The following is a 16,221-nucleotide window of genomic DNA, read 5'->3' as shown; positions in this document are numbered from 1 at the left end:
ATCTTGCATTAGGGGGAATTTTAAAATACAAATATCTAGATTTTAATATTTCCCCACAACAATATGTTGTGATCCGTAAAAACCTCTTCTATTTCAATCTTCTTTTCTTTAGTCAATTCTGTTTTTATAAAATGAAATTTTAATAAATCAGATTCAAAATTTGGCTCTAAAATACTTTTAGGATAATTACCACTCAATAAACCACTTAACTTAATTTGATCATCAACAATTACTTTTTTTCTCAGAATATCATAAACCGAAAAATCAGAAATATTTAAATAATAATGATCAATTTTATCTGAGATAAAAAAAGGTTCTAGATTCTTTTTTATGATTTCTTTCTTTTTAATTTCATTTTTATTCGAGTTATTACAACTGAAAAAAATCATAATTAAAATAAGTAAAAGTGTTTTCATAAAAATTAATCTTATTACTTTTCTATCTTCTCAAAAGCATTTTTAACCATTTCTTTTTCTTTTGGAAACCATCCCTGAATAATTAAAACAAATCCGAAAATCATTAAAACAATACTGATCGCTTTTTTGATTTTAAGAATATTAGTTGGCGTCATTTTTGATTTTAACTGCTTGGCTAATAAAATTTTAATACAGTCAATCAATAAATAAGTAATGATAACGGAAGCAAAAAAGGTAAACATTCTGGAGTTTTGCATTTCTAATTTTGGACCTACAGAAATGATTACAGCAAGCCAAAAACCTAATACTCCAATATTAATAACATTCAATAAAAAGCCTTTTATAAATAAGCTTCCGTAGTTTCTTTTAATAATATCACGATCAATTTCTTCATCATTAATTTTTTCTTCTTTCTTTAGTTTTACAAAAGAAATAATACCATAGGCCAACATAATAATGCCTCCAAAAATAAAGAGTGCCGGTTTATCTTTTAAACTCTGAATGAGTCTGTAACTTCCTAAATAGGCAATGGCTATAAAAAAAATATCACCTAATACTACACCAAAATCAAAGACAATTGCCGCTCTGAATCCTTTTGTAATACTGGTTTCTAATAATATAAAAAATACCGGACCTACCATAAAACTTAAAAAAAGTCCCCATGGCAGTCCAGCTAAAATATCATTTATCATTCAAATTCACTTTGTTATTTTACTTCTTCAATTTTACCTCCAAAAACCGTTTTTTGATTAATTTGTTTTGGCTTACCATAAATGTAAATAGAGCCTCCTGCGTTTACTTTTGCTTCAACAAGTGTAGAAGCATTCACATCTGCTTTTCCTCCCGCAGAAACGCTTACTGTAGTTTGAGAAGTACTTAATTTACTTGCTAATAGATATCCTCCGGCTCCTAAACTTGCATCCTGGTTGTCAGCGTTTCCGGTTAAAGTAATTTCACCTCCCGAAACCGAACTTACTTTTAATTTATCAACATCCAAATCTACATTAATTTTACCACCTTCCTGAGCGCTTACTTTAAAACTTGTTGCTTTTATAGCTTCAGAACTTGTAACAGTTGCACCTTCATTTACATCAATAAGTTCTATATGTTTATAATACAACGTAATATCTAAATCATCTCCTGATAATAATTTTGGAAAAGGCATTCTTAATTTTAATAAACCAGACTTATTAACAACTTCAACTTCTGATTCTCTTGCTCCTTTAATAACAATTTTATTTTCAGCTGATTCAACTAATTTTACAGTTAATTTATCAAATACTTTAACCGAATCAAAATCTCCTAATGCTTTGGTTACCTGACCAAAAGACAATTGTGCAAGTAATATTGCAGCACCTATAATTAATTTTTTCATTTTCTAATTTTTTAAATTTAAATACTATTCTGCTCTTCGTAAAAAATGAAAATCCAATTGTTTTTTTACTAAATCAGCATTTTTTACTTTAACGTAAATTTCATCCCCTAATTGCAATATACTGTTTGAAGTTGCTCCAACTAAGGCATATTGTTTTTCATCGAAAGTATAATAATCATCTTTTATTTCTCTTATTCTTACCATTCCTTCACATTTATTTGAAACAATTTCAACATAAATGCCCCATTCGGTAACTCCTGAAATAACACCCAGAAATTCTTCATCCTGATGATCCTGCATGTATTTCACCTGCATGTATTTGATACTGTCACGTTCAGCATTTGTTGCTAAACTTTCCATATTCGAACAATGTAAACATTTGGTTTCGTAAATTTCTTCATCTACAGATTTTCCTGCATCCAGATAAAACTGTAATAATCTGTGCACCATAACATCCGGATAACGTCGAATAGGTGAAGTAAAATGACTGTAATAATCAAAAGCTAAACCGTAATGACCAATATTTTCTGTAGAATATTTGGCTTTACTCATACTTCTGATGGCAAGCGTATCAATTAGATTTTGCTCTTTTTTACCGTTTACTTCTTCCATTAAAGCATTCAGTGATTTAGAAATATCTCCTTTATTTCTGAAATCTATTTTATAACCAAATTTAGCAATTACACCTTGCATTGCAATTAACTTGTCTTCGTTTGGCTCATCGTGAATTCTGTAAATGAAGGTTTTCTTTTGTTTTCCAATGTATTCGGCTACTTTTCTGTTGGCTAAAAGCATGAATTCTTCAATTAGGTGATTGGCATCTTTGGATACTTTAAAGTAAACTCCTTCCGGTTCACCTTCAGCATCTAAGTTGAATTTTACTTCTACTTTATCAAATGAAATTGCGCCATTGGCCATTCTTTTCTTTCTCAAAATCTTCGCTAATTCATTTAATTTTAAAGTAGCTTCAACAATTTCATCTGAAACGACATAAGAATCCCCTGTAATTGAAATATCAACTGGAATCGTATTGTCTTTTGTTTCAATGATATACTGCGCTTCTTCATAAGCAAATCGCTGATCTGAATAAATTACCGTTCTTCCAAACCATTGGTTAATAACTTGTGCAGTTGGAGAGACTTCAAAAACGGCAGAAAACGTATATTTTTCTTCATTTGAACGTAATGAACACGCAAAATTAGATAAAACTTCCGGAAGCATAGGTACTACCCTATCTACTAAATAAACAGAAGTGGCACGTTGATAGGCTTCATCATCTAAGATTGTTCCTTCCTCCAAATAATACGAAACATCGGCAATATGAACTCCTATTTCATAGTTTCCATTTTCTAACTTTTTGAAAGACAAGGCATCATCAAAATCTTTTGCATCTTTTGGATCTATCGTATATGTAAGAGTATCACGCATATCACGACGTTTTGCAATCTCAGATTCCTGTATCGAAGTATCTATTTTTTGTGCAAAAACCTCTACTTCTACCGGAAAATCTGATGGTAAACCGTATTCAGCCAAAATAGCGTGAATCTCTGTATTGTGTTCTCCTGGTTTTCCTAAAACTTTAATCACAGATCCAAACGGACTATCTGCTCTTTTTGGCCAGTCTTCAATCGTAACCAAAACAACATCTCCGTTTTCAGATTCTCCAATTTTATCCTTTGGAATAAAAATATCAGTATACATTTTAGGATTTGCAGTTGATACAAAAGCAAAATTGGCCTGAATATCAATAACTCCAACAAAATCTGTCTTATTTCTTTCTATAACTTCAATTACTTCACCTTCAGGTCTTTTTCCTTTTCTTCTGTTATAAACATAAACTTTTACTTTGTCTTTATCTAACGCACGATTCAAATTATTGGTCGGAATAAAAACATCTTCTGTGAAATCAGGACAAATGAAATAAGCCGTTTTACGACTTGTCATATCAATTGTTCCTTCATAATAATCCTGGCTTTCAGCTTTTACTAAATATTTACCAGGTTCAGTTTCTATAATCTTTTTTGAAGCAGCCAGAATTTTTAAATCTTTTATAATCTGATTTCTGCTTTTTGTATCATCAAGCTCAAGTTTTGCTCCTATCTGTTTATAATTGAATGATTTATTAGGACTTTGCGATAAAATTTTAATTATTTTACTTGAGAAATCTTTCTCATTTTTTATCGGCTTTCTAATTTTCTTACTCATATATCTTTTCTTATAAGGCTTAAAATTACAAATAAGATATTAGATAATACTTTTTAACAAATAGAATTATTAAAAATATAACTTTTCGTACATTTACAAAAAGACCTTATATGGAAAGCTTTAAGACCATCGCCGTATTCAATTATCAGCACGAAACAGTGGTTCTCAAACACTTATTAGAGCAAGAAGAAATTCCGTATTTTTTTGAAAACGAAATACTACTTTCCCTTATGCCAATTTACTCAAACGCAATAGGCGGTATTAAACTTAAAGTTCATCCGGACGATTTCGACGAAGTTCAGCAAATTCTGGATAATCTCAATAATCCTCTCAAAATTGTTTAAACCTATTTTTTTTCTCTTTTCAAATTTCAAAGTTGTCAACATATATTAAATACAACAAAAAGAAAATTTTAAATTTAATTAATTTTTGATGGTTATTATAGTGTGTTAATATGTCGAATAAATTTATTTTTAAAAGTATTGAAATGAAGTTTTTCTTAGTTATATAGAGTTATCAACATACTTATATTTTGTTAAATGATTAATTTATAAGACTTTTTCTATTTTAATTAACAACGGTTGACAACCAAAAATTAATTCATTTTGTAAATAACTTTACATGTTGCTAATTGTTGAAAATTGCATTTTTGATATTAATAACTTTTATAAAAATTCCTTAAACTTTATTAGGATTTTTAATCTCTGTTTTGGATTAAGTTTTTTTTCGACACAACCAAAAAATAGTTCTAATTTTCTATCTCAACTTATTAACAAATAATGTTAACTTAAAGTTAACTGAATATCAACGAATTAGGTTTTAGTATTAACACTCTAAAATTTTAACAAAAAAAATATTTATTTCTAATTGATTATCAGATCCTTATAGATATTTTAGGATTGTTAATAAGTGATAAATATTTGATAGTAAGCTCATTGTATCATATGTTGTTTCAATAGGAATTCCACTAAATATGCTATAAGCATTATTCAATACTTAAAATGCAAATTTAAGTTGTACAGAATAAAATTTGTGAAAATTAATGTAATTCCTAACAAACATTTATTAATTGAGTAAATTTGCAAAACACAACTTTAATAGTATTTAAAATGAAAATTTCGATAGGAAACGATCACGCAGGACCGGAGTATAAAAAAGCAATTGTTGCCATGCTAAAAGCAAAAGGATATGAAGTAACAAACTATGGAACAGATTCTGAAGATTCTGTTGATTATCCTGATTTTGGTCATCCGGTTGCGAATGATGTATCTGAAGGAAAAGCTGATTTTGGAATCGTAATCTGCGGAAGCGGAAACGGAATTGCCATGACAGTGAATAAACACCCAAAAGTAAGAGCTGGTTTATGCTGGACTAAAGAAATTGCTGTTTTAGTTCGTTTACATAATGACGCTAACATTATTAGTATTCCGGCACGTTTTACATCAATTCCACAAGCAGTAGAAATGGTTGAAGCTTTTCTAAATACAGAATTTGAAGGCGGAAGACACCAAAACAGAGTTAATAAAATTGCCTGTCAGTAAAAAGGCAAAAAAATCGGGTGCTTCGCACCAAATAAAATATAAACACACCGGGCGGATTTTTAAAATTCACTCGGTTTTTTATTTAAATATTTAAAATTCAGTTAATTATAATGATTATCTTAAGTTATTAACATTGTTAATATCTAAAGCTTATTACTTAATTGAAGACAAAGTATTATAATCTGAACTAAAAAAATCAGTGCAAATTTTATAATAAAAGAAGTTTTACTCGTTTTATGTCTGAACATTAACATTGCCAACAACAAACCAATTGAACCTCCCAAAAGAGCCATTAAAAAGAGCGTATTTTCAGAAATTCTTCGTTTATTATTTCTAGCTAAATATTTATCATAACCAGCTAATAAAAACGATAAACCATTTACAATAAAAAAATACGCGAATAAAACTTCCATAGGCTTAGAATTAAAAACAAAGATATTATTTTAGCGATATAATTAATTCTATTTATAAAGATGTTAAAAATGGAATTAATTATCTAATTTTCAAATTGACACATTATCTCATTCATACAATGACAAACATACAATTCATTGCCAAGACTGTACAAACAGCTGCGATTAACATTCAAAAAACAGTACAATTATTAGAAGAAGATTGTACAATTCCGTTTATTTCACGTTACAGAAAAGACACAACCGGAAACCTGGATGAGGTTTTAATTGAACAGATTGCCAAACTTCAAAAAGAATATGAAACGATTGTAAAACGTAAAGAAGCCATTTTAAAATCAATAGAAGAGCAAAAAGCGCTTACACCGGAACTGAAGCAAAAAATTGAACAAAGTTTTGATTTACAGGAGATCGAAGATTTTTACCTTCCGTACAAAAAGAAGAAAAAAACGAAAGCAGACGTTGCCCGTGAATTTGGTTTAGAACCACTAGCTAAAATTATCATGTCGGAAAGTAATGTTGATGTCGATTTTATTTCGACGCAATATATTAATGAAAATGTGATTAATGAAGAAGCGGCCATGCAAGGCGCCAGAGATATTGTTGCCGAATGGATCAACGAAAACATTTATGTCCGTAAGCAACTGCGAAGATTATTTCAACGAAAAGCTACGATAGCCACTAAAGTTGTAAAAAAGAAAGCAGAAGAGGAGGGAGCCCAAAAATTCAGTCAGTATTTTGATTGGGAAGAGCCTTTGACAAAAGCGCCGTCACATCGTTTATTAGCAATGCTTCGTGCAGAAAATGAAGGTTTTGTAAAGATGAAAGTAGATGTTGATTTGGATGAAGCTTACGATATTATTGACGAAATCATCATCAAAAAACAAAATAGCACAACAGCACATTTGCAATTGGCGATTGAAGACAGTTACAAACGTTTATTGAATCCGGCGATTGGAAACGAAACGTTGCAGGAAGCCAAAGCAAAAGCTGATGCCAATTCGATTCAGGTTTTTGCGAATAATTTAGGGCAATTGTTATTGGCGCCGCCTTTGGGCGAAAAACGAATTCTCGCAATAGATCCGGGATTTAGAAGCGGTTGTAAAGTAGTTTGTCTGGATGAAAAAGGCGATTTATTATACAATGAAACCATTTATCCACACGCACCTCAAAACGAGGAAGGTATGGCGATTAAAAAAATCCGTTCAATGGTCAATGCGTATCAGATTGATGCGATTTCTATAGGAAATGGAACCGCTTCGAGAGAAACGGAATTGTTGATCAAAAAAATTGCGTTCGATAAACCCATACAGGTTTTTATAGTTTCTGAGGCCGGAGCTTCGGTTTATTCGGCTTCAAAAATTGCCAGGGAAGAATTTCCAAATTATGATGTCACCGTTCGTGGTTCGGTTTCTATCGGAAGACGACTTTCAGATCCTTTGGCAGAGTTGGTAAAAATCGATCCGAAAGCCATTGGAGTAGGACAGTACCAGCACGATGTTGACCAAACCAAACTGAAAGAAGAACTTGATAATACTGTAATTCGCTGCGTAAACTCAGTTGGAATTAACATTAATACAGCAAGTAAACATTTACTGAGTTATGTAAGTGGAATAGGAGAAAAGCTGGCAGAAAACATTGTACAATATCGTTCTGAAAACGGCCCTTTTGAAGATAGAAAACAACTCAAAAAAGTACCTCGTTTAGGCGATAAAGCATATCAACAAGGTGCGGCTTTTATCAGAATTTCGAATGCTAAAAACCCGTTGGATAATTCGGCAGTCCATCCGGAAGCGTATCCCGTTGTAGAGAAAATGGCAAAAGATTTGAAACTTTCGGTAAACGATTTAATTGCGAACAAAGAGAAAACAGCGCTTATCAAGGCGGAAAACTATATTACACCTGAAATAGGTTTGCTTTCCTTAAAAGACATCATAAAAGAGCTTGAAAAGCCAGGATTAGACCCAAGAAAGTCGGCTAAGGTTTTTGAATTCGATGCCAACGTAAAATCAATTAAGGATTTAAGAGCGGGAATGATTCTTCCCGGAATTGTCAATAACATTACCAACTTTGGCTGTTTTGTTGATATTGGAATCAAGGAAAGTGGATTGGTTCATATTTCCCAATTGAAAGCCGGTTTTGTAAGCGATGTAAATGAAGTGGTGAAATTACACCAGCACGTTGATGTGAAAGTTACAGAGGTTGATGAAGATAGAAAGAGGATTCAGTTGACGATGGTTTTGTAAAAGAAAATCTTCGTATTTTTGTTAATAATTGAAATTCAAATGGAAAATATAAAAGATGTGGTAGGAGAAAATATAAATCATTATTATTTCTATTCTTTAGAATTGGAAGGAATTAATTGTTTCAAGGATAAGCAAACGTTAGATTTATCTGATGGAAATGGTAATTATTCTCCTTGGACAATTATTTTGGGTGATAATGGTACAGGGAAAACTACTTTGCTAAGAGTTTTGGACAGGATGCAACCGAGTTCGATAGATATAATAAATTATTTCCCAGTTATTTGGTCTTTTAATCCTTTATTAACTTCAAAAAATACCATAGTTGAATTAAAAGTAAATAATGATATTAAAGGATTTTATTTAACAGGTAATGATATAATTACAGGATCTTTTAGAACAAAAGGAGATATATCTTTTCCTTTATTATTATCATATGGAGCTTCTCGAAGAATGAGTAAAAGCGAGAGTTTAACAGGTAATGAAAAAGGAAATATGAGAATTACTTCTCTTTTTGATGAATCGATAGAGTTAGTAAATTCAGAAGAATGGTTTTTACAAAAGGAATGGGCATCAATAAAATCAGAAGAAGAAACTAAAGAAAAATTTTATAGAGAGTTTGAAGTAGTAAAATCAGTATTGATAGATATGCTGCCTGATGTAAAGGATATTCGTTCAAAACCAATCAATGAAAGTAATTCAAAACCGATATTAGAAGTAAATACTTCTTTTGGTTGGATAAATTTAAGAAACTTAAGTTTTGGATATCAAACATTAATAGCTTTAGTTGTTGACATTGCCTCCAAAATGATGGAGAAATACCCTAAAAGTCTTAATGCCTTATCTGAACCAGTTGTAATCTTAATAGATGAAATTGATTTGCATTTACATCCTAAGTGGCAACGAACTGTAATTGATAAATTATCTCAACATTTTCCTAAAGCACAATTTATAGCTACCTCGCATAGTCCATTGATTGTACAAGCTGCGTTAGATAAAAAAGCTAATATCGTAGTTTGTAGAAGAGAAGGGGATAAAGTTGTTATTGATAGTAATCTAGATGAAGTAAAAGGCTGGAGAATAGATCAAATTTTGACCTCTGATTTGTTTGAATTAAGTAGTTCAAAATCAATTGCTTTTGAAGAAATAAGAAATGAAAAAACGAGTATTCTTTTAAAAAACGAGTTGACAGATTCTGATAAAGAAAGATTAGATTTTATAAATCAAAAACTTAACGATATTCCCGTTTTTTCATCTAAAGAAGCAATCAATGCAGAAGAATTGATTAAAAAAGCTGCTGAACTATTAAAAAAATAGTTTCCATATGATAAAGATAGTTAAGGATGCTGCTCCAGAAAAATTATTAAATAAAGGTTCTGCTCAAACTATAATTGATATAGAAAAGTATTCAAATAATAAAGAAAAATATAATTCTGGAGAATTAAAATTTGAAGCATTAAGTACAATATATAATTCTGATATTGTTCGGGAAGCTTTAGAAAGTGTTCAGAAAAATAAATGTTGTTACTGTGAAACAAAAAGCACCAGAAGTAATAGCGATGTAGAACATTTTAGACCAAAAGCAGCTTATTCTTCAGATTTTAAAGGAAAAAGTATGTATCCTGGTTATTTTTGGCTGGCTTATGATTGGGATAATCTGTTTTTAGCTTGTCAGGTATGTAATCAGATTTTTAAAAATGATTTTTTCCCAATTGAAATAGAGCATACAAGAGCTCAATTAAATGATTTTAAAATTGATAATGAAGTTTCCTTATTTGTCCATCCTTCTAAAGATGAACCGAAAGATGAAATAGAATATAGAGAAAGTTTACCATTTGGAAAAACCGAAAAAGGGAAAAAAACTATAGCTTATCTTGGTTTTGGTTCACTGGAACATGGAAAAGAATTTGGAATAGAGTATTCAAAAAAACATGAAATTAGAATAAATAGACTTTTTGAACAAAGAGAAATATTTTATAGAGAGAAAGCTCAAATTTATAAAACAATAAGATTATTAGAAGCAAAAGAGTTAGATTTAGAAGGAATTCAAATTTTGAATGGACTTAAAACTATAATTGATAACGCACAGGAAGTGGATTCAGAATGGTCATCTATGATAAGATGTGCTGTTAAAAATGGATTCAAAGAATATTAATATTTTTGTAAAAAGATAAAAACTCCCAAATTACAATTGTGGTTTGGGAGTTTCTATTTGTTTATTTCTTTTAAAATATTTCTTATCAATCATATCGTGAAATCATAAATTTCCAAATCATGAAAAAAAGTATTTTAATTACAATTGCAGTTCTATTTTCAACTATTGGGCATGCAAAATACTATAAAGCTATTTTATATCTGGTAGATGGAAGTCCAAAAACAGGTTTGGCAGAACTTGTTGAAGATAATGAATCTAAAGTTTATTTTAGAACAGATGAAAACGCAAAAACTGAAAAAATTTCCAGTGCTGAAATCAGTAAAATCGTTTATACTTATGAATCGGGACAAATAATTACAATGGAATATTTGTATCTGACCGGCTTAAATGTTTTTTCCGGAAATTTTTCTAAATCTAAAAACAAATACTGGTTTAATATTGTTTATGATAAGGAATTCAAAATTGGTAAAAGATATGACAAGGGAAGTAGTAAAACTAATAATTTCAGATCAGCCAATTCCTCTTATTTTTTTGAGAAGAAAGGGAGTGATGATTTAGTATTTGGCTATAATTCTATGGGAAATGTCTTGAAATCACAAGGTACAGATGCAAGAATGAAAAAAATGTCTAAAGAAGTATTTGGAGATTGTCCCAAGATTAGTGAAGCAATTGAAAAGGAAACGTTTACTACAGATAACGCATTAAATCAAATAATTGGAATTTTTGATAACATTCAAAATTGCAAATAAAGACATTTTAATATAAATTTTAAACTCCCAAATTGCTGCATAGTGGTTTGGGAGTTTCTGTTTATTTCTTTTAAAATAATTCTTATCAATACCATATATTTGTAAGAAATCATTAAATCCCCCAAATCATGAAAAAAACAATTTTAATTGCAATTGCAGTTCTATTTTCGACTATTGGTCATGCTAAATTTATTAAAGCCGTTTTGTATATGGAAGACGGAACCAAAAAAACAGGTTTAGCCGAATTGGTTGAAAACAGCGATTCTAAAGTAGTTTTCAAAACAGATGAAAAAGCCAAAAAAGAAAAAATTGTAAGTGCTGATATCAAAAAAATAGAGTTCACAGATGATGACAAAAATGAGTTTTTAGCCGAAAGATTGTATTTAACTTCTGCCAATGCTTTTACTGGAAAGTTCTCGAAATCAAAAGAGAAAAAATGGTTTTACATTATTTATGACAGAGATATAAAAGTAGGCTGTGTCGATTTTGCAGGAACAATGAAATACAATGCTTCAAAAGGATCAACTCAGGACAGTTTGGCGATACCACGTATTTTTTTGGAAAGAAAAAAAGTGATGAACTGTATTTTGGTTTTTTAAAATCCAGTGCGGGTATTGTGGTTCATACGCAAACAGGTACCAATATCAAAAAAATGTCTAAAGAAGCTTTTGCAGGATGTCCAAAACTTGTTGCTGCTATTGAAAAAGAAGATTTTAAAACGAAAACAGCATTAGAACAGTTAATCTCTCTTTTCGAAAGAAATAAATGTAAATAAGGTTCACAAACGATATAAAAAAACTCCCAAATTATAACTTGTAATTTTGGAGTTTTCAGTTTTAGGATTATTTTAAAATCACTTTTTTGGTAACACTTTTAGTACCGTTTGTAATTTTTATCAGATACAAGCCAGATGATTCACTGGCGAGATTAATTTCGGTAGTTTCAGAAGTTGTTTTTTGTTCTGAAATAAGATTTCCCCGTGGAGAGAAAACCGTAACGATTGAATTTTCAGGAGCCAAAACCGTAAATTTATCAGCACTCGGATTTGGATAAAGTGTAACAGTAGATTTTTCAATATCAAAATCATCATTTGATAAAGTTGCAGTTGGCGGAAGATAGAAATTACCGGTCAGTAAAAATGAATATAATGTTTTTAATGTGTGGTTAAAATAACTGTTTGGTTCGTTTAGGTTTTTTAAATCGGCATAGGAGGCATCCAAATGTGCCTGATTTTCTCCTGCCATTGCGGCACAGGCAAAAGCCCCAACAAAAGTAGCATTGTGCCATTGTCCGCTAGCCGTACCATTTTGGTTATAGCCGTCTTTAATATTGGCAGATCCTCCTAAGTTAACACGAACAAAATCTGATGTTTTTTTTGAATAGTTTTTGGCTTCGCTATTTCCGTACCATAGATAATCTACAGCAATTCTCCAGGGTGTTCTGGCTGCATCATATGTATACAATTTACCCTGATTGGCATATCCGCTGGCTTGTGAAGAATAATTACCAGAAGCTTCGCACCAGTCAGAAACCAATCCGCCAACAGCATTATTTTGAGTTAAATTGTTGTTGATAATTGTATATGATTGTGTGGCAACAGAATTCCAAAAAGCAACATCATTTGTAAAAGCTCCAAAAGCTCTGTAATAAGCTGGGGAGAAGTAAGACGGATTAGTTAGCTGACTTCCTCCAAAAGCATCTCCTGGTTTTAGTACATAAGTATTGGCCTCAATTTCATGAGTTTTAATAGCAGAAATTAATGCTGTAGCGTCATTTTTATAATTAATTGTTCCGGTGCTACCCCATTGATAATCGGCAATGATTAATGCAAATGCTGCGTCTAATTCGGCATCTGTAGCTCCGTTTGCTCCATCAGTTCCGGAACAGCCGTTAATTCTCCAGTTCATGACACCATTGCTGTTAACGTTATCTTTATAATACAGCCAAAGTCCGTCAAAAAGTGTTTTATCACCAGCATAAGCACTTAAAAGCATCCCGTAACCGATTCCTTCAGAAACAGTTTGCCAGGAGTTGTCAAATTTTACTCTGTATCTGCCATTAGTACAGGTTTCAACAAAATTAGTTTTCCAAACATCATAATTGGTTTTAGCATCCTGACTATTTTTAGAAGTTGCCATTAAGCCATTATTAAAGACAATATTGGCGGGGAAGGGTTTGGTTTGTGAATAATTTTCAATACATAGTAAAATACTCACCAGTAGAAATAGGTTTTTCATATTTATATAAATTTAGGGACTCTAAAAGTAAGATTTTTTATATAAATAAAAAACCTAAAAATGAAATTTCATTTTTGGGTTTTAAAATATGAATTTTCTAAAGCTTAAAATTTAGCACAAAAAATCCCAACTAAAATCATCGGGATTTCAGTTGGGATTTCAGCATTTATTTCGAAGAGGCTTATTTAACTTCTTCTTCTTCTTTTTTCACAGCAGGCTGATCGTCTTTGGCAGCGTTTTTAAATTCCTTAATTCCGCTTCCTAAGCCTTTCATTAATTCTGGAATTTTTTTACCTCCAAAAAGTAAAATCACAATACCTACTATTACAAGGATTTCTGTAAGACCTAATCTTCCCATGATCGTATATTTAATGCCGAAGCAAATTGTTTCTAATTTTGAGCAAAGGTATATAGAAATATATGAAGAAGAATAGTTTTTGGATTAAAATATTTGTTTTGGGCAACGTTAAATATTTTATAAAATAATGAATTAAGTAGATTTGTCCAAATTTCACCCGTAGCAACAAGTTCATTAATTGTTATATTTGCGAGTATAAATACCACAAATGAATAAGAAAAAGAACTTCGGAAAAAAATTATTTATTAAAAACCGCTTAGTAATTTTGAATGAAGATACTTTTGAAGAAATTTTTTCATTTAGGCTTACCTTAATGAATGTTTTTGTAGTTTTTTCTTTAGGCGGCATATTTTTAATTCTAATCACTACTTATATAATTGCTTTTACACCTTTGAGAGAACTTATTCCCGGATATTCTTCTTCACAGTTGAAACGAAATGCAATGCAATTGGCCATAAAATCGGATTCCCTAACAAATTCATTAAAGAAAAATGAAGCCTACATTAAATCAATTCAGAAGGTACTAAATGGCGAATTAGATTATGCCAAATTCAATAAAGACTCCATTTTGGCAGAAACAGAGGAAATTCAGAAAGTGGATATGAAACCGTCTGAAGAGGAATTAAAATTAAGAGAAAAGGTCGAAGAGATAGAAAAAGAGACACGTAAAAAGACTCAAAATAAGAATAAAATTGACAAGAAATAATATCATTACAAATGTCTATTAAATCAGTAGCAGCAAAATTATTTGCCAGTAAAATATACTATAAGACTTTAGCTTGGTCCAATAGACCAGTTGAAACGCAACAAGCAATATTTAAGAGTTTAATAAATAGCGCAAAACAAACCCAATTTGGTGTTGAACATCATTTTGATAAAATAAAAACGGTTCATGATTTTAAAAAACATGTCCCGATTCGTGACTATGAAGATTTAAAACCCTATATCGACAAGGTACGAATGGGTGAAAAAAATATTCTCTGGAAAGGGAAACCATTGTATTTTGCTAAAACTTCAGGAACTACTTCCGGAGCAAAATATATTCCGTTGACAAAAGAATCGATACCAACGCATGTAACTGCAGCACGCAATGCTATCCTTCATTATATACACGAAACAGGAAATGCCAATTTTGTAAATGGTAAAATGATTTTTTTGCAGGGAAGCCCAATTTTGACGGAGAATTACGGAATTAAGTTTGGCAGACTTTCCGGAATTGTGGCACATTTTGTTCCGAAATATTTGCAGAAAAACAGAATGCCGTCTTGGGAAATCAATTGTATTGAGGATTGGGATACCAAAGTAAATGCAATTGTAGAAGAAACTATTGAACAGGACATGACTATTATATCTGGAATTCCATCGTGGGTTCAAATGTACTTTGAGCGCTTACAGGAGAAAAGCAGTGGTAAGAAAATTGGTGACTTGTTTAAAAATTTCAACCTTTTTATTTACGGAGGAGTAAATTACGAACCATATCGTGCAAAATTTGAAAAGATGATTGGACGAAAAGTAGACAGCATTGAATTGTTTCCTGCTTCTGAAGGGTTTTTTGCCTATCAGGATTCTCAAAAAGCAAAAGGAATGTTGTTGTTACTGAATTCCGGAATTTTCTACGAGTTTATTAAAGTGGATGAATTTTTTGAACCAAATCCTAAAAGTTACACAATTGGGGAAGTAGAAACAGGTGTAAATTATGCTTTGATTGTTTCGACCAATGCTGGACTTTGGCGTTATAATATTGGCGATACGGTTCAGTTTACTTCATTATTTCCACATCGCGTGATAGTTTCGGGCCGAATTAAACATTATATTTCTGCTTTTGGTGAACACGTGATTGCCAATGAAGTCGAAAATGCCATGAAAGAAGCGACGCTAGGAACTAAAATTGTAATAAACGAATTTACTGTAGCACCACAAATTAATCCATCAGGCGGATTACCTTATCACGAATGGTTTGTAGAATTTGAAAGTGAACCTGAAAACATAGACTCTTTTGCGGAAGCGATTGACAATTCGATGCGAAAACAAAACATTTATTATGATGATTTAATCACTGGCAATGTTTTGAGAAAAATAGTGGTTACCAAAGTGTCTAAAAACGGTTTTCAGGAATACATGAAATCGCAGGGAAAATTAGGCGGACAAAATAAAATTCCTAGATTATCGAATGATAGAAAGATTGCGGATAATTTGAAATAAATAAAATTTTAAATTCATTACTTTTATCACAAATCCTACAAAAAACTAATTATTGCTATATTTGATTAAAGTTGCTAATTATGACAGAATAAAATTGCGATACTACTTAAAACAAATAGACAAAAAAGAATTTAAAAAAAAAGGGGAGAAATCAGGATTCGTTAAGAATATTGATCATTCCTTTATGAGTAATCTTCACGAAAAATATTCTAATTAATTATTAAAATAAAGTAGGATTTTTATAAAAACACTTACTTAACTCACAAAGTACGAGAATTAGAAATTATCAGAATCTTACATCAAATGATGTATATTGAAAACTATTCTAAT

17 protein-coding genes are annotated in these 16,221 nt (G+C 31.0%); 10 read left to right on the top strand and 7 right to left on the bottom strand.

Features of this window, described 5'->3' with window-relative positions; translation table 11 throughout:
• Nucleotides 1–35: 35 nt before the first annotated feature.
• From ACEN2I_RS18480 to rnr, 4 genes are read right to left on the bottom strand one after another with little or no spacing between them, the layout of a single operon-like run.
• Nucleotides 36–416: a hypothetical protein gene (locus ACEN2I_RS18480; protein ID WP_441767574.1), complete on the bottom strand. Its 381-nt coding sequence runs from the start codon at nt 414–416 to the stop codon at nt 36–38.
• Between the two features lie 14 nt (nt 417–430).
• Nucleotides 431–1,108, bottom strand: a complete 678-nt coding sequence (locus tag ACEN2I_RS18475; protein ID WP_441767573.1) for a LysE family translocator — start codon at nt 1,106–1,108, stop codon at nt 431–433.
• Nucleotides 1,109–1,122: 14 nt separating this feature from the next.
• On the bottom strand, nt 1,123–1,791 hold the full coding sequence (locus ACEN2I_RS18470) for a head GIN domain-containing protein (protein WP_441767572.1): 669 nt from the start codon (nt 1,789–1,791) through the stop codon (nt 1,123–1,125).
• Between the two features lie 24 nt (nt 1,792–1,815).
• Nucleotides 1,816–3,996: a ribonuclease R gene (gene rnr, locus ACEN2I_RS18465; protein ID WP_441767571.1), complete on the bottom strand. Its 2,181-nt coding sequence runs from the start codon at nt 3,994–3,996 to the stop codon at nt 1,816–1,818.
• Between the two features lie 110 nt (nt 3,997–4,106).
• Between rnr and ACEN2I_RS18460 the strand changes: the two genes are divergently transcribed.
• Both ACEN2I_RS18460 and rpiB read left to right on the top strand, forming a co-directional pair.
• Nucleotides 4,107–4,340: a putative signal transducing protein gene (locus ACEN2I_RS18460; protein WP_441767570.1), complete on the top strand. Its 234-nt coding sequence runs from the start codon at nt 4,107–4,109 to the stop codon at nt 4,338–4,340.
• Nucleotides 4,341–5,105: 765 nt separating this feature from the next.
• The gene (gene rpiB / locus ACEN2I_RS18455) at nt 5,106–5,537 is read left to right on the top strand and encodes a ribose 5-phosphate isomerase B (protein WP_441767569.1); all 432 of its coding nucleotides are present in this window, start codon (nt 5,106–5,108) and stop codon (nt 5,535–5,537) included.
• Between the two features lie 143 nt (nt 5,538–5,680).
• On the opposite strand, the gene ACEN2I_RS18450 is transcribed toward rpiB, so the two are convergent.
• Entirely contained in the window at nt 5,681–5,950 is a 270-nt protein-coding gene (locus ACEN2I_RS18450; RefSeq protein ID WP_441767568.1) for a DUF1294 domain-containing protein, read from the bottom strand.
• Nucleotides 5,951–6,069: 119 nt separating this feature from the next.
• Between ACEN2I_RS18450 and ACEN2I_RS18445 the strand changes: the two genes are divergently transcribed.
• From ACEN2I_RS18445 to ACEN2I_RS18420, 6 genes are all read left to right on the top strand, one after another.
• Complete coding sequence (locus ACEN2I_RS18445; RefSeq protein WP_441767567.1) at nt 6,070–8,193, top strand: Tex family protein; 2,124 nt, start codon at nt 6,070–6,072, stop codon at nt 8,191–8,193.
• A gap of 39 nt (nt 8,194–8,232) precedes the next feature.
• On the top strand, nt 8,233–9,507 hold the full coding sequence (locus tag ACEN2I_RS18440; RefSeq protein ID WP_441767566.1) for an AAA family ATPase: 1,275 nt from the start codon (nt 8,233–8,235) through the stop codon (nt 9,505–9,507).
• Between the two features lie 7 nt (nt 9,508–9,514).
• Nucleotides 9,515–10,345, top strand: coding sequence for a hypothetical protein (locus tag ACEN2I_RS18435; protein ID WP_441767565.1), 831 nt, complete (start codon nt 9,515–9,517; stop codon nt 10,343–10,345).
• 119 nt (nt 10,346–10,464) lie between these two features.
• On the top strand, nt 10,465–11,094 hold the full coding sequence (locus ACEN2I_RS18430; protein ID WP_441767564.1) for a hypothetical protein: 630 nt from the start codon (nt 10,465–10,467) through the stop codon (nt 11,092–11,094).
• Nucleotides 11,095–11,222: 128 nt separating this feature from the next.
• Nucleotides 11,223–11,693 carry a hypothetical protein gene (locus tag ACEN2I_RS18425; protein ID WP_441767563.1) on the top strand — a complete coding sequence of 157 codons (471 nt, stop codon included), beginning with the start codon at nt 11,223–11,225 and terminating at the stop codon, nt 11,691–11,693.
• Nucleotides 11,694–11,746: 53 nt separating this feature from the next.
• Nucleotides 11,747–11,869 carry a hypothetical protein gene (locus ACEN2I_RS18420; protein WP_441767562.1) on the top strand — a complete coding sequence of 41 codons (123 nt, stop codon included), beginning with the start codon at nt 11,747–11,749 and terminating at the stop codon, nt 11,867–11,869.
• Between the two features lie 67 nt (nt 11,870–11,936).
• On the opposite strand, the gene ACEN2I_RS18415 is transcribed toward ACEN2I_RS18420, so the two are convergent.
• Nucleotides 11,937–13,331, bottom strand: a complete 1,395-nt coding sequence (locus tag ACEN2I_RS18415; protein ID WP_441767561.1) for a glycosyl hydrolase family 8 — start codon at nt 13,329–13,331, stop codon at nt 11,937–11,939.
• Between the two features lie 181 nt (nt 13,332–13,512).
• Nucleotides 13,513–13,689, bottom strand: a complete 177-nt coding sequence (locus ACEN2I_RS18410; protein WP_074660119.1) for a Sec-independent protein translocase subunit TatA/TatB — start codon at nt 13,687–13,689, stop codon at nt 13,513–13,515.
• A gap of 208 nt (nt 13,690–13,897) precedes the next feature.
• On the opposite strand from ACEN2I_RS18410, the gene ACEN2I_RS18405 reads away from it, so the two are divergent.
• A complete protein-coding gene (locus tag ACEN2I_RS18405) occupies nt 13,898–14,395 on the top strand; it encodes a peptidase (protein WP_441767560.1) in 498 nt (165 codons plus the stop codon).
• Nucleotides 14,396–14,406: 11 nt separating this feature from the next.
• Nucleotides 14,407–15,891, top strand: coding sequence for a GH3 auxin-responsive promoter family protein (locus tag ACEN2I_RS18400; RefSeq protein ID WP_441767559.1), 1,485 nt, complete (start codon nt 14,407–14,409; stop codon nt 15,889–15,891).
• Nucleotides 15,892–16,221: the final 330 nt, after the last annotated feature.

This window comes from Flavobacterium sp. W22_SRS_FK3, from assembly GCF_052113665.1.
Lineage (GTDB): Bacteria > Bacteroidota > Bacteroidia > Flavobacteriales > Flavobacteriaceae > Flavobacterium.
The sequence above is the reverse complement of the archived record's forward strand: the minus strand, read 5'-3'. Positions and strand labels throughout refer to the sequence as shown.